Raw genomic sequence first — 13,832 nt, forward strand, 5'->3', positions numbered from 1 at the left:
ACAGGTTGCTGTACGGCAGCCGTCACGATGGGGCCCGATGTCATGAGCGCCATTTGGAGCTCGTTGTTCAGCAGAGAGGGAATCGCTGCGGCGTGCTCGGGACGCTCGCCGTCGGAAAGGACTTGATGAGCTTCGGTGTGGGTTCCCCGTCACGGGGCAGCGGTGTAAGTCGGGGACATGGCCGATCGCCGTGTGAACACCTGGCCAACCGGCCTTACCCATGCGTAGCCCGCGGTAGCGCAGACCGGATGCCCCCATGGGCCGGGGCATCCGGTCCATTACCTGCGAGCGGGACCCAGAACTCAGAACCTGTCGCGGACGTGGCGTTCGCGGCCGTAGAGCGAGACGACGGCAAGGATGATAATCCCGAAGATGATGCGGCTCTGCGCTTCAGAGAGTCCGTTGCTCACGATGATTGTGGACAAAAGGGTCAGGATGAGCGCGCCGAGCAGCGTGCGGGTGTAGCTGCCGCGGATCGAGCCGAAGATGGTGCCGCCGACCAGAACGGCGGCCAGGCCCGAGAACAGGTACGGCTCACCGATTGTTTGCGACCACCCTGAGCCGTAGGCGGCAATGAAGATGCCCGCGATCCCGGCGAGGGCACCAGACGCGGCGAAGACCAGCGTCCACACCACGGAGGTGCGGATCCTGGTGAGCCGTGCGGCCCGGAAGTTGACTCCCGTTGCGTGGAAGCGGCGTCCGGCGGCGGTGCGGTTGAGGAAGATCCACAGGCCCACCCCACACAACAGCACGATCAGGATGATCGGCGGGAACGGCATGCCGAAGGTGGTTCCACGCAGGCTGGCCAGGGAACGCAAAGCGGCCGGCGGCGCGGAGGAATAATCCCCGTCGGCCAGGAACAGCGTCGCGCCGGTCAGTGCCGCTCCGGTGCCCAGCGTGACGACCAGGGGCTGGACCGCGAAGCGGTGGCAGATCCAGCCGATCAGGGCACCGATGCCACCACATACGAGGACCGTGATCAGCACGGCGACCACCGCCGGGACAGCGAGCTTGCCGGCGACGTTCGCCGCCATGAAGGCGCCGAAGAGGATGTAGCCGGGTGCGGCCAGGTCCAGCCCGCCAAGAATCACCACGAGCGTCTGCCCCATGGACGCGAGAGCCAGCAGCGAGGTGATGACCAGGATGGAGGTGACGGACCGGGGGTTGGCAATGGCTGGGATGCTGATGACCAGCCAAGCCGCCAGGACGAGGACAACCAGGACCTGCAGGACCGGTGCCTCGAAGACCCAGGCCTTGAACCGGGTCCACGGCCGTCTGGCCCGGATCGTGGGCGCCGGGGCGGGGGAGAGAGTGTCGCTGGTCATGATGCGCTCCTTTTCAAGCTGGGGGCCAGCAGCGTCGCGCCCAGTACGACGCCCACGACGAGTACTGCCCCGTAGGCAAATTGGATGAGGCTGGGTGCCACGCCCGAGGCGGTGAGCAATTGCTGCAGCAAGTAGATGGACAGTGCTCCGAAGAGGGCGCCCAGCAGGCCGCCGCGCCCACCGGCCAGGCTGGTTCCGCCTAGAACCGCGGCCGCCAATCCCAGCAGGGCGTAGGTGGTGGCCAGGGAGGACTGCGATGACTGCACGATGGCCGTCAACGCAATGCCGGCGATCCCGGCGAACAGGCCGCCGAGGGTATAGGCCAGGACGCGGACCACCTTGATGTTCACCCCTGAACCGTAGGCGGAGACGTCGCTTTCACCTGTGGCCAGGAGATTGCTGACGAAGGCGGTGCGGCGCAGGGCGAACCAGATGACCCCGGCGACACCGATCGTGATGAGGGCCCCCGGGACGAAACCGATGCCCCCGGCAAAGACCTCGGTCCAGTTGTTCGGCGCCGCCACCGGGTTCTGGGAAATGGTCAGCGACAGGCCCACGAGAAGGAACAGCATCCCGGTGGTGGCGACCACCGGGTGCAATCGCACCACGGCGACCAGGATGCCGTTCAACGCGCCGACCCCAGCGGCAACGGCCAGGATGATGGGAGCGGCCAGTTGCCAGTTTCCCAGGCCTGCGGGAATCAGCACGGCGACGAAGAAGCAATTGATGAACGTTGCCAGGGGGCCGACAGAGATGTCGATGCCGCCAGCCAGGAGAGAGGGCGTGGAGGCAAACCCCACAAGGACGAACGGCGCCAGCGTGGCCAGGGTGCCGGGCAGGCGCTCGGGGGAAAGGAAGGACGGGGAAATGGCAAGGTTCAGCACCAGCAGCACCAAGGTGAGCAGCAAGGCAAAGGCGAAGGGCCAGCGCTGGAAGAGGGTTAGGACACGGTTCATGAGTGCACCTCTGATTTCTGACCGAAGTATGCGGCGACGATCGACTCGGTGGATAGCCCCGGATGGGGGATTTCGGCAAAGACTGTTTGGTCGCGGAAGACCAGGACCCGGTCGGCGAGGTCCACGAGTTCGTCGACCTCGCTGGAGAGGACCACGATGCTCATGCCGGTGGAGCTGAGCCGATGCAGGATCGCGTAGATCTCCCGCTTGGTTCCAATGTCCACCCCTCGGGTGGGGTCGTTGAGCAACAGGATCTGGGGGTCGGTGGCAAGCCAGCGGGCCAGGAGCACCTTTTGCTGGTTGCCGCCGGAGAGAGTGGAGATGGCATCGTCCGCGGTACCGAAGCGCAGCGAGAGCAGGTGGGCGAAGGCCTCGAACCTCTTAGCGATGCTGCCGGTACTCAGCAGCCCGCCACGACGGTGCATTCCCAGGGTGGGCAGCGCGAAGTTCTCCAAGATGGACATGGATTCGAAGAGCGACTCTCCGCGGCGTTCGCGCGGCAGGTAGGCGACACCCAGAGCATCGCCGTTGCGCTCCCTGAGGCGCGCAGGTCCCTCGGCCAGGAGCCGCTCGACGCGGCCGGGTCCTGCCGTGACGCCGGCCAGGCGCTTGATGAACTGGTCCTGTCCGTGGCCCTCGAGTCCTGCCAGGCCCACAATCTCCCCCGCGCGCAGTTCGAAGTCGATTGGTGAGGATTCCGGGGCCAGCGCGATGGCCGAACCCTGAAGGACCCCCTTCCCGGGCTCGTGTGGTTGCCGTCGGGTCGCATCGTGGCCGGAGTTTCCTGTCATGTCCGCTATCAGCCGGTCGATGGACAGTCCGGAACGCTCCACAGTGGAGACGGTGCGCCCCGAGCGCAGGACGGTGACCCGGTCCGAGATTTCCGCAACCTCGTCCATGCGGTGCGAGATGAACAGGATGGCGGTCCCTTCGGCCGCGAGCCGGCGCATTTCAATGAAGAGCCGGTCGCGGGAGCTGACGTCCAGGGAGGCCGTTGACTCGTCGAGGATCAGCACCTTGGGGTTGCGCACCAGCGCGCGGGCGATGCACAGGGACTGCCGCTCGGAGAGGGAGAGTTGGCCGGCGGGAAGATCAAGCGGAATCTCGCCGGCGATCCGGGTGAGTACATCGCGGGCGATAGACCGCTGTTCGGCGCGGGGCAGGGCGCGACGGAAGGTTCCGTGGGACCCGAGCCAAACGTTCTCGAGGACCGATTGGCTTCCGGCGGTGAGGACCTCCTGGAACACCGTGACAACCCCTAAATCCATGGCCGCCCGCGGCGATCGGCTGGCGATGGGGACCCCGTCCAGTGTGACGGTGCCGGCGTCGGGCCGGTGGATGCCTCCCATGATTTTGACAAGTGTGCTCTTTCCCGAGCCGTTCTCGCCCAGAAGCGTGTGGATCTCGCCCGGCCGCAGATGCAGGTCCCCGTCGATGATGGCGTGTGTGGCACCGAAGCGCTTGCTCACCCCGGCGAGCACCAGGCCGGATGGGTGGTTGTTCACGGCGGATCTCCTTGGCTAATAAATGTGGCGTGGATCTCATTCGAAACTAGACGAATCGTACAGCATGTGACTACTGTGTTCCATACGATACGAATCGTGCACTATCAAAGGAGATAGACCATGAAGAACACCTATACCTTTCCCCGTTTAGCCACCTCGGGAGCCGCCATCCTGGGGGCTGGCGCCCTTGTCCTCACGGGCTGTTCAGCCCCGACACCCGCTGCTTCGGATTCCTCCTCCCGAACTTCTGCAGTGCCAGGCACCTCTGCTGCAGCAGGAAGTTGCGGGTCGGTGCCCACAGGTACGGCCAAGGATCCCAGCGGTCTCCTGGCGGGGCTGTCCAAGGAAGTTTCGGCGGGTTACGACCTCTACCCCTACGAAATCCGCAAATCGGCTTGGAGCGACTTCAAGTCCAAGAAGACTGACGGGTTCACGGCCGCGATCGTGGGCATGCCCCCGGCCAGCCCCTTCATTGCCTCCATGTCGGAGTCCATCCGCAAGAGCCTGAAGGCCGAGGGCGTCCGGATCGTTGGCGAGTTCGCCCCGGATGACCCGTCGAACGTTCCCCTGCAGCTCCAGCAGTTCAACGAGGCACTCTCCCTCAAACCTGACGTGATCATCTACACCGCCATCGCCCCGGAACCGTCCGTGGACCTAGCCAAAGCCGCTCACGACGCCGGCATCCCGCTGGTAGCCGCCCAGGTGCCCATCGATTCCGAGTATGCCGTGAGTGTCACCCGGAACACCCCCTTGGCCATCGCCCAGGTTACGGCCGGCACGGTAGGGGCCATCGGGGGCAAGGGCAAAGTCCTGCGCGTCGACGGCATCCCGGGCATCCCGGTCTCGACCTTCGCGGCCCAGGGCATCGACGCGGTCCTGGAGAACTGCCCCGACATCAAGGTCGCCGGTACGGTCACCGGGTTCTTCCAGCCGGCCACCGCCCAGGCAGAGGTCCAGAAGTTCCTCGCGACCAATCCTGCCGGTGTGGACGCCGTGCTGCAGGCTGGAACGATGGGCGTGGGCATCCGCAACGCCTTCGAGGAATCAGGAATGGAGGTCCCGCCGATCGCTGACGATGGATCCAGCCAGGGATTCTCCTCCTGGGCGTTGGCAAACCCCGAGTACCCATACTTTGGCACAACGACTCCGTCAGTTCGCACCGGTGAGGCAGTGGTCGATGTGGCCTTGCGCATCCTGAAGGGCGAGGGACCAAAGATCAACCAGATCGTTGAACCCTCAGTGATCGTCTCCCGGGACAACCTCGCCAAGGTCGCTGACCCGTCCTGGGAAGTCAGCGACCTGACCGACCTGGCCGGCGACCCTCAGGACTTCCTGCCCACCGACCGGCTCAACGAGTTCTTCGCTAACCCGGGCAAATAGCGATGACATGTTCCTGGTTCTGCTGTTGCCCATCGGCTTGCTTCTTGGTTCGTTGACGGAGCTTCGGCGGCACTCTCGGCAAACCGGGCCCGTGGAACACGCGGAAGCCATGCCCGCTGGTTCGTTGCCTCCAGAAGAACGCCCGCAACGTGCGGCGGCCATGGATTAGGCCGCCGCGCTTGGTGTCCGAAGCGTCCAGGCACCGGTCAGACCGCAGGAAGGGCCCTCCTTCGTACATGCCAAGCGGCATCCACGAAGGAAGGGGTCCTTCTCCTGCGTTGGCCCGTGGACACGGCCACCGGTAGGGAGGCAGTGGCTGAAGGGCACACCTAAACACCCTCGCCGGCGGTCCGTTGGCTCCAGGCAGGTTCCCTGCCGCCGGCCCGCTGACGGTCGGTCCGGAAGCAAGCCGTTCCCGCTGGCTTGGACTGATGTGTTAATACGTGCCGGTTCCCCCCGCAAAAAGCCCCTTGGAAGTCCGAACCCGCAATCCGGTTCGGCCCCAAGGGGCAATCTGCAGGCGGTACACCGCCTCGGAACGGCTTAGGCGCTGACGCGACCGCGCAGGAACTCGGAGTCCGGCGCGTCAGTGACGGGCAGCCCCGAGGCTTCCAGGCTTGCGCGCAGTTGCTTCATGAAGCGGTCGGGAAGTCTGACTGCCGGCGGGCGCAGGGCGCCGCCGTTGAAGCCGGAGAGCCACTCCTGGTACTTCCATTGGGTGCGGTTGATGGAGCTGGTGCCCGGGGTGGATGTGGACGAAACGGCGATATTGGCGGCCCGGGCCGGCTGGACCTGCCAGTAGCGCTCCATGGCTTCTTCCCACTTGCCGGTGCGCGCCAGCTCGAAGGCCTTGGGGTAGTAGTCGCCCATCCAGTTCGTGTTCGCGGTGCCCGAGAACTGGACGTCCAGGACCGACATGAGGGGGATTATTTCGGCCTCAATGGGGCAGGAGATCACTACTTCGTCGCGGAAGTGGTGGTACATCTCCATGACCCCGGGGATGCCCGGGTAGCCCTGTTCGGCCTTGATGGCCACGATACTAGGCATTGCGTCGAGGACGCGGCGCACGAAGTCAACACTCATGCCGGCGGGGTGGATGCGCTCGAAGCCCCAGGCGGGCAGCGGGAACAGCATAGTGGCCAAGTCGGTTTCGTCGGTGAAACGCTTCGTGTAATTGAAGACCTCGTCGTAGGAGGTCGGCCAGAACGATGAGGGGTAGGCCAGCAGGGCGCGGTCGGCGCCGGCCTTGGTGGCGAGGTTTGCTGCGTAGATGTTCTCTTCCAGGGTGCCGAAGATGGCGTGGAAGAAGAGTGCGAAGTCAGGGCCGGCCGCTTCGCGGGCGACGGCCGTGATCCGGGCGTTCTCCTCCGGGGTGACATTCGCTTCGGCGATGATCAGGGAACCGGCGTAGCCGCGTTCCTTGAGCAGGAGGATGTCGTGGCGGATCGCGTTCTCGTTGATGTCCGCGAAGTCAGGGGTGAAGGATGGGTGAGTCACCGCGACGGTGCCGGTGAAGTTCTCCTTGGCCCAGGAGCGGGCCTCGGATTTGGTGTATTCCACCATGGTGTTCTCCTTTATTTCTGTGAGGTGTTATTTGCGGCTGGTGACAATGCCGACGGGCAGGACGGTGCCGATGCCCTCGGCGCGCGCGCGGTCCACGAGCATCTCGGCAACCACGATGTCCTGCAGGCCTGAACCCGTCGACTTGTAGATCCTGATCCCGTGCGCGCAATCGATCTCGGTTGCACCGGAAAGGACGGCATTGAGAGTGACAACGATCGAATCGACATCGACGCCGTGTACGCGGGCCGCGATCATGTCCCCGCTGTCGTTGACGACCTCGTCACGGGAATCCACCACGACCACTGCGGCGCGGGCGATAAGTTCGGCGGGCAGCTCACGCTGGGCTGCTGTGGTAGAACCGATCGATACCACAGCGGTGTCTTCTCCGACCCAGTCGGCCTGCAAGGTCGGGGATTCATCGCGGGAGCGTGCTGCGCACAGGATGAGATCCGCGCCTTCGGCAGCCTCGCGGGCCGAACCGACGGCCCGTGCGGGAGCCCCGAACGCGCCGTCGAACTCAGCCGCAAAGGCCTCGCGGTTGGCGGGGTTGGGGCTGAACACTCGGATGTCGGCGAACTCCAGCAGGTGGGAAAAGGCCGTCAGGTGGGAACGGGCCTCAAAACCGGAGCCGATAACGCCCACGGTCAGCGGCCGTTGCGGCACGATCGTGGAGGTGCCCACAGCGGTGGTCGCGGCGGTGCGCAGGCCGGTGACGCGATTTCCGTCAACCAGCGCCACCAAATCCGCGGTGTCCTTGTCGAAGAGGGAAATCAGGTAGCTGACGCGCAGGCCGTCCGCGAAGGACCCGGCGATTGACTTAGCGCCGAACAGCTGGCCGCTGGATGGTACCGAGGGCATGATCCGCAACCATTCCCGCGGGGTCTGGGCGAAGATCCGCCCCGGGGTTCCGGCCTCGTCGCCAGGGGCCTTGTAGGCGGCGCGGATGGCTTCGATTGCCCGGGCCCAGTCCGAAAGGCTGGCAACGTCGGCGTCGGTGAGGAAGAGCGGAAGTTTGGTCGGCAACTCGCCATTGGTGCTCACGGGGGCACTCCTTGATGTCGGGCAGCCGGTCCACGGGCTGCGGGCGTGGGTGGATTTATTGCGTAGGCCTAAATAGTGTCCGATACGAATCGTATCCTATACACTCGTGATCGAGAACACGTCTCAAGGAAAAGGATCCCAGCCATGGCAATCGCCACCGTCAACCCGACCACCGGTTCGACCGAAATGATCATCGAGCCGCACGCGGCCCAGGAAGTCCAGGAGCGCATCGCGGAAGCCGCCGAAGCGGCGCGGCTGCTGCGGGGCACCACCTTCGCCAAGCGAGCGCAGTGGATGCTGGCCGCGGCGGACATTCTGGAGGACCAGGCAGGGGGCCTGGGCGAGCTGATCACCGTCGAGATGGGCAAGCCGATTGGGCAATCGATCGCCGAGGTGCACAAGTGCGTCAAGGCCATGCGGTTCTACGCCGCGAACGCCGAGGAATTCCTGGCCGATGCCCCGCTGGCGGACCCCTCAACGGTTGGCGCGAGCCGGGCGTGGACCCGGTACGAGCCGCTGGGCACTGTCCTGGCGGTCATGCCGTGGAACTACCCGTTCTGGCAGGTCATCCGGTTTGCGGCACCGGCGCTTATGGCCGGTAACTCTGGTCTGCTCAAGCATGCCTCGAACGTGCCCCAGGCCGCGCTTTTCCTTGACACCCTCTTTGAGCGCGCGGGGTTCCCGGTCGGTTCCTTCCGCACCCTGCTGATCGGCGGTTCCGAGGTGGGGGCCGTCCTTGCCGATCCGCGGGTCAAGGCGGTGACCCTGACGGGTTCCGAGCCGGCGGGACGCTCGGTGGCCTCCATTGCCGCTGACCACGTGAAGAAGTCCGTGCTGGAATTGGGCGGGTCGGACCCGTTCATCGTCATGCCCTCGGCGGACGTCGCCGCCGCTGCGGCGACCGCCGTGCGCGCGCGAATCAGCAACAACGGCCAGTCCTGTATCGCCGGCAAGCGCTTCATCGTGCACACCGAGGTCTATGACGCGTTCGCCGCCGAATTCGTGAAGCTGATGTCGGAGCTTGTCGTAGGGGATCCGCTGGACCCCGCAACCCAGGTGGGGCCGCTGGCCACCGCGTCCGGACGCGACGAGCTGGCCGAGCTTGTTGAGGACGCGCGCTCCCTGGGCGCCGAGGTGCTGACCGGCGGGACGATTCCCGAGGGCCCCGGCTTTTTCTATGCCCCCACTGTGCTCGCAGGGCTCAGTGAAGAGATGCGGATCATCCAGGAGGAGACCTTCGGGCCCGTCGCATCGCTGTACCGTGCGGCGGATCGCGAGGACGCCCTGCGGATCGCCAATCAGACCACTTTCGGTCTTTCCAGTGCGGTCTGGACCCGTGACGCCGAGGAAGAGGCATGGTTTACGACCAATCTCGACGCCGGTGCGGTGTTCATCAACGGTATGACCGTCTCCTACCAGGAGCTGCCGTTCGGGGGGATTAAGCGCTCCGGTTTCGGACGTGAGCTCGCCGCGGTAGGCATCCGGGAGTTCTGCAACCTCAAAACTGTTTGGAGGGCCTAAGCCGCAAAGCTGACGCGCATCGCAGCCTTCCAGTGCCCTTGTGCCACGAAGTGATGGGTGTTACATTCTATCCGAAACGATACGTACTGAACTTGAAGGAGCGAGATGACTGACATCGTCAACGTTGACGTGGTCGTGGTCGGGGGAGGGCCCGTGGGGGTCACGGCCCTGGCGTTGCTGGGCCGCGCTGGCCTGAGTGCCGTCGGCGTGGAACGCGAGGTCCAGGCATGGCCTACTGCGCGCGCCGTGCACTTCGATGGCGAGACCTTCCGTACCCTCCAGTCGCTGGGGGTTGCCGAGCGCTTCGCCAGGGCCACCTTGCCGATGGCTTCGATGCATATCGAGAATGAGGAGCGCGAGGTCCTGGTTTCCGTGCCGACCGGACGGCTCGGGGCCCAGGGATGGCACGACGACCTTACTTTTCACCAGCCTGAGATCGAAGTCCTGCTGCAGGAGGTCGTTGAGGAACTGCCCGGTGTCGAGCTGCGCCGCGGCATAACCGTGCTCTCGGTACGCAACGCCGAAGAGGGTGTCGAAGTCGCGGTGCGCAAGTCGGACGGTGAGGAATCCCTCATCCGTGCCCGTTGGGCCATCGCGGCGGACGGAGCCCGCTCGCAGAGTCGCAAGGCGCTGAACATCGAGACCGAAAAAATCGGCGAGGATGCGCAGTGGCTGGTCGCGGACGGGATCCTTGAAGGGAGCCCGGGCTTGTCCTCGGACATGATCTTCCTGGGCCACCACACTCGGCCTGCCCTGTGGATCCGCCTCCCCGGCAAGCGGGTGCGGATGGAGTTCATGCTCATGCCAGGCGATGACCCCGAGGAAATTGCGACCCCCGCCGGCCTCGAACGCCTCAGCCACGGCGTGTTGCCGGCGGACAAGTTCACGGCGGACCGGCTGGCGACCTACACGTTCCGGGGACGCATTTCCCAGCAGTGGCGCGCGGGGAACATCTTCCTGGCAGGCGACGCCGCACATCAGGCCCCGCCGCTGTTTGGGCAGGGCTTGTGCGCCGGAATGCGCGATGTGGCCAATCTGGTCTGGAAGCTCGATGCAGTCAAGCGCGGTGCGGCGGACGACAGTCTCCTGGACACCTATGAGAGCGAGCGTCTGCCGCACGCACGCTTCTGGGTCGAGCAGGCGGCCAACGCCGCCGGCTTCCTGCAGACCACCGACGCCGGGGTGGCAAAGCAACGTGACGCCTTCATCCGGGCGAACCCCGCGGCATCGGCACCTGTTGCGCCCCCACTGGGACCGGGCCTGCACGAAGGCGGCACCGACGACCGTGCCGGCCGTCTGGCCACGCAGCCGATCCTCGCCGACGGGGTGCGTTTGGACGACATGGTGGGTTCCCGCTTCCTGGTGGCAACCACCCGCGAGCTCTATGCCGAGCTCCCTTCCTCCCTGCGCAGGCAGCTGGAGGGGAACGACGACGTCGTCGTGCTCTTCGATCCGGCCAAGGTCGGCCAGATCCTTACGGCCGCCGGCGCCAACATCGTCGTCGTTCGCCCGGACCGGTACATCCTGGGCCTTGGCGACACCCTCGAGGCCTTCGAACGCCTTATCGGCAGTATCCCGAAAGTCGGCTGCGACGTGCCGGCACACATCTAGACCCACATCCGCGTCAGAACATAGGAGACCACCATGGCATTCAGCCCGATCACGCACCTGAGGCACTTCGACATCGCGGTGCCCGATTACCAAAAGCAGGTTGAGTTCTACAAGAACCACTGGGGACTCACTGAAATGGAGAACGACGGCGGCGTGACCTACTTCGCCGCCGAGGGCTCCCCGGAACAGTATTCGGTCCGGGTGCGCAAGGCCGATGACAAGCGCCTTGACATGGTCGCGTTCGGCGCGGCGGACAAGGCTTCGGTTGACCAGCTCGCCTCGGACCTCATCGCCAAGGGCGTGAAGCTCATTGGCGAACCCGATGACGTCAAGACTCTCGGCGGGGGATACGGCTTCCGCTTCTTCGACCTGGAGGGGCGCACCATCGAGGTCTCCTCCGACGTCGAGGTGCGCAAGCACCGCAAGATCGAGGAGCGCGAGGCCATCCCGGTGAAGCTCTCCCACGTGGTTCTCAACTCCCCGGAGCCGGAAAAGATGCGTGCGTGGTACGAGCAGCACCTGGGCTTCCGCCTCTCGGACACCCTGAACCACCCGGAGGTCGGCGACCTCTTCTACTTCATGCGCTGCAACGAGCAGCACCACTCCATGGCGATCGCGCGCGGCCCGCACGCCTCGCTGCAGCACGCATCCTTCGAGCTGCGCGGCATCGACGAATACATGCGCGGCACCGGAAAGCTGCTGCGCTCGGGCCACCAGAAACTCTGGGGTCCTGGCCGCCACCGTGCCGGGGACAACACTTTCACCTACTTCCTGGACCCCAACGGCAACACCATGGAATACACCACCGAGTTGGACACGGTCGAGGAAGACAACTGGCATCCGAGCATCTTCGATGTGCGCGAACCCGAAACCTCCGACCAATGGGGCACCGGCGGGGACATGGACGACTTCATTACCAAGGAGATGTTCAACAACAAGGACAACGGCCTGTACGTCGCCCCGCCGGTCTAGCGACTGCCAACAAGGTCGGATACCGGCTTCACAGAAGGAAGACTGATGCACGAATTCACGCTGGGTACCTTCGAGGACGGAGGGAAGCAATTCCCCGGGGCCGTCTTCGGGGACGCCGTCGTTGACCTGCGCACCGTGATGCCGGGCATCACGCGGATCGGGGACCTGTTCGCCGACTGGGACGCAAACCTGGAGGTGATCGGGTCCCTCGACCCGGCCGCGGCAGGTGGCCGCCCGCTCGAGGGACTTAAGGTGCTGCCACCGGTCCAGCCGGTGGGCACCATCATTGCTGCCGGGGCGAACTACCGCGAACACGTCCTGCAGATGAGCGTCGCCCACAAGCTCGGTGCGGAAGGCGCCAACCCGGCACAACTGGCAGCCAACGCCGCGGCCGAAATCGATGAGCGCGGCCGTTCCGGCGACCCGTACATCTGGACCGGGATCCCCTCGGCGGTCTGCGGCGCCTACGACGACGTACAATTGCCTGATGTCGGCGGCAACATCGACTGGGAACTGGAGCTGGGCGTGGTCATCGGCCGCCGGGCGCACCGGGTCTCGGCCGCCGACGCCTTCGACTACGTCGCCGGATACACGATTGTCAACGATGTCACTGCGCGCACGCTCGTCCCACGCAACGACATCGCGATGATGGGCACCGACTGGTTCCGCGCGAAGAACCAACCGACGTTCTTCCCCACCGGCCCCTATGTGGTGCCCAAGCGGTTCGTACCGGACCCGGCGAAGCTGCGGATCCGCCTGAGCCTCAACGGCAAAGTAATGCAGGATGCCCTCGCCGATGACCTGCTTTTCGACATCCCGAGCCTGATCGCCTACGCCTCCTCCGTCGCTGTGCTGCAGCCAGGGGATCTCCTGATCACCGGTTCGCCAGCGGGCAACGGTTCGCATTGGGGCCGATTCCTCAAGAACGGCGACGTGATGGAAGCGGAGATCTCGGGTCTCGGCACCCAACGTTCGACAGTCCGCGGGCCCAGCGGGCAGTTGCCTCCCTGGTATGTGGATCGCCCGGCCGCGGTCGCTGCCGCCGGGGCGGCCGCCTGGTGAGCCTGCGCCAAAGCCACTTCGTCCCGCCGGTGTCCTATCTGCTGGCGGACGAACTGGGATTCCTGCAGGGATTAGAGGTGCTGCCCACCCGGACCACGTCGAGCTCTGAGCAGCTGCGGGCCCTGCTTTCCGGGGAGCAGGACATGGTGGTCACAGCAATCGACAATTTGTTCGAGTGGACCCGAGCTGGGGCCGACCTGCGCCTGGTGGCCCAAGTCGAGGCGACGACGCCGCTGGGCATCCACGCGGGTGGTGACGTGGAATCAATCGCGGACCTGGCGGGATGCCGGTTTGCGGTGGACGCCCCCGACAATGGGTTCGCGCTCATCGCCAAGCGCCTGTTACGGGACGTCGACGTCGACTACGTGGTGGTCGGCGGCGTGCGCGAACGACTCGACGCACTCCTTGGCGGTCAAGTGGACGCGACTCTGCTCGGACCGCCGTTCGACCAACTCGCCGAACTGGCCGGGATGAAGCGCGTGCTGGATGTCAACGCCCTGCTGCCGGAACTGCCCGGCCAAGGCCTGGTGGTCCGCGCCGGGGTTCTCGAATCCGAGGAGCTGGAACGCTACCTTCGCGCCATGGTCCTAGGAGTAGGGGCCGGAGTGTCGATGGAAGATGAGCAGGGCATCGAGTTGCTCGAACGCTGCGGTTACCAAGACGCGGCCGCAAGAGCCTGGGGTTCACGGGCCCGCACCCTTGCGGTGGATCACCGGGGACTGGCGTTGCTGACCGAGATCCGCCGAAGCCTGGACATGCTTCCGCCAAACGTCCGTTTGGAAGAGCTATACGACGGCGAACCGCTCGTGAGGGCCGCACGGTCCGCCACCATCCATAACTGAGCGTCACCCACGAAGTTGCCTATTGCAACTCCATAAACCCGATGCGATACTGTA

General features: G+C 65.2%; 11 protein-coding genes. 6 read left to right on the forward strand and 5 right to left on the reverse strand.

Annotation, left to right across the window (positions count from 1 at the left end):
- Positions 1-302: 302 nt before the first annotated feature.
- From SBP01_RS00500 to SBP01_RS00510, 3 genes are read right to left on the reverse strand one after another with little or no spacing between them, the layout of a single operon-like run.
- Complete coding sequence (locus tag SBP01_RS00500) at positions 303-1,325, reverse strand: ABC transporter permease (protein ID WP_320537107.1); 1,023 nt, start codon at positions 1,323-1,325, stop codon at positions 303-305.
- Complete coding sequence (locus tag SBP01_RS00505; protein WP_320537108.1) at positions 1,322-2,281, reverse strand: ABC transporter permease subunit; 960 nt, start codon at positions 2,279-2,281, stop codon at positions 1,322-1,324. The genes SBP01_RS00500 and SBP01_RS00505 overlap by 4 nt, the downstream gene beginning before the upstream one ends.
- Positions 2,278-3,786 carry a sugar ABC transporter ATP-binding protein gene (locus tag SBP01_RS00510; RefSeq protein WP_320537109.1) on the reverse strand — a complete coding sequence of 503 codons (1,509 nt, stop codon included), beginning with the start codon at positions 3,784-3,786 and terminating at the stop codon, positions 2,278-2,280. The genes SBP01_RS00505 and SBP01_RS00510 overlap by 4 nt, the downstream gene beginning before the upstream one ends.
- Before the next feature lie 120 nt (positions 3,787-3,906).
- On the opposite strand from SBP01_RS00510, the gene SBP01_RS00515 reads away from it, so the two are divergent.
- A complete protein-coding gene (locus SBP01_RS00515; RefSeq protein WP_320537110.1) occupies positions 3,907-5,166 on the forward strand; it encodes a substrate-binding domain-containing protein in 1,260 nt (419 codons plus the stop codon).
- Positions 5,167-5,709: 543 nt separating this feature from the next.
- On the opposite strand, the gene SBP01_RS00520 is transcribed toward SBP01_RS00515, so the two are convergent.
- Together SBP01_RS00520 and SBP01_RS00525 are read right to left on the reverse strand one after the other, a co-directional pair.
- Entirely contained in the window at positions 5,710-6,729 is a 1,020-nt protein-coding gene (locus SBP01_RS00520; protein ID WP_320537111.1) for a dihydrodipicolinate synthase family protein, read from the reverse strand.
- 27 nt (positions 6,730-6,756) lie between these two features.
- Positions 6,757-7,770 carry an ornithine cyclodeaminase family protein gene (locus tag SBP01_RS00525; protein WP_320537112.1) on the reverse strand — a complete coding sequence of 338 codons (1,014 nt, stop codon included), beginning with the start codon at positions 7,768-7,770 and terminating at the stop codon, positions 6,757-6,759.
- A 144-nt stretch (positions 7,771-7,914) separates the two neighbouring features.
- On the opposite strand from SBP01_RS00525, the gene SBP01_RS00530 reads away from it, so the two are divergent.
- From SBP01_RS00530 to SBP01_RS00550, 5 genes are all read left to right on the forward strand, one after another.
- A complete protein-coding gene (locus tag SBP01_RS00530) occupies positions 7,915-9,291 on the forward strand; it encodes an aldehyde dehydrogenase family protein (protein ID WP_320537113.1) in 1,377 nt (458 codons plus the stop codon).
- A 105-nt stretch (positions 9,292-9,396) separates the two neighbouring features.
- Positions 9,397-10,902 carry a bifunctional 3-(3-hydroxy-phenyl)propionate/3-hydroxycinnamic acid hydroxylase gene (locus tag SBP01_RS00535; RefSeq protein ID WP_320537114.1) on the forward strand — a complete coding sequence of 502 codons (1,506 nt, stop codon included), beginning with the start codon at positions 9,397-9,399 and terminating at the stop codon, positions 10,900-10,902.
- Between the two features lie 33 nt (positions 10,903-10,935).
- Positions 10,936-11,874 (forward strand): VOC family protein, encoded by a 939-nt coding sequence (locus tag SBP01_RS00540; protein ID WP_320537115.1) that lies wholly within the window; start codon positions 10,936-10,938, stop codon positions 11,872-11,874.
- A gap of 45 nt (positions 11,875-11,919) precedes the next feature.
- Positions 11,920-12,936, forward strand: a complete 1,017-nt coding sequence (locus SBP01_RS00545) for a fumarylacetoacetate hydrolase family protein (protein WP_320537116.1) — start codon at positions 11,920-11,922, stop codon at positions 12,934-12,936.
- Positions 12,933-13,778 carry an ABC transporter substrate-binding protein gene (locus SBP01_RS00550; protein WP_320537117.1) on the forward strand — a complete coding sequence of 282 codons (846 nt, stop codon included), beginning with the start codon at positions 12,933-12,935 and terminating at the stop codon, positions 13,776-13,778. Before SBP01_RS00545 ends, SBP01_RS00550 begins: the two co-directional genes overlap by 4 nt.
- The last annotated feature ends 54 nt before the right edge of the window (positions 13,779-13,832 follow it).

The sequence above is a fragment of the Pseudarthrobacter sp. IC2-21 genome (assembly GCF_034048115.1).
In the GTDB taxonomy this organism is placed as follows: domain Bacteria; phylum Actinomycetota; class Actinomycetes; order Actinomycetales; family Micrococcaceae; genus Arthrobacter; species Arthrobacter naphthalenicus.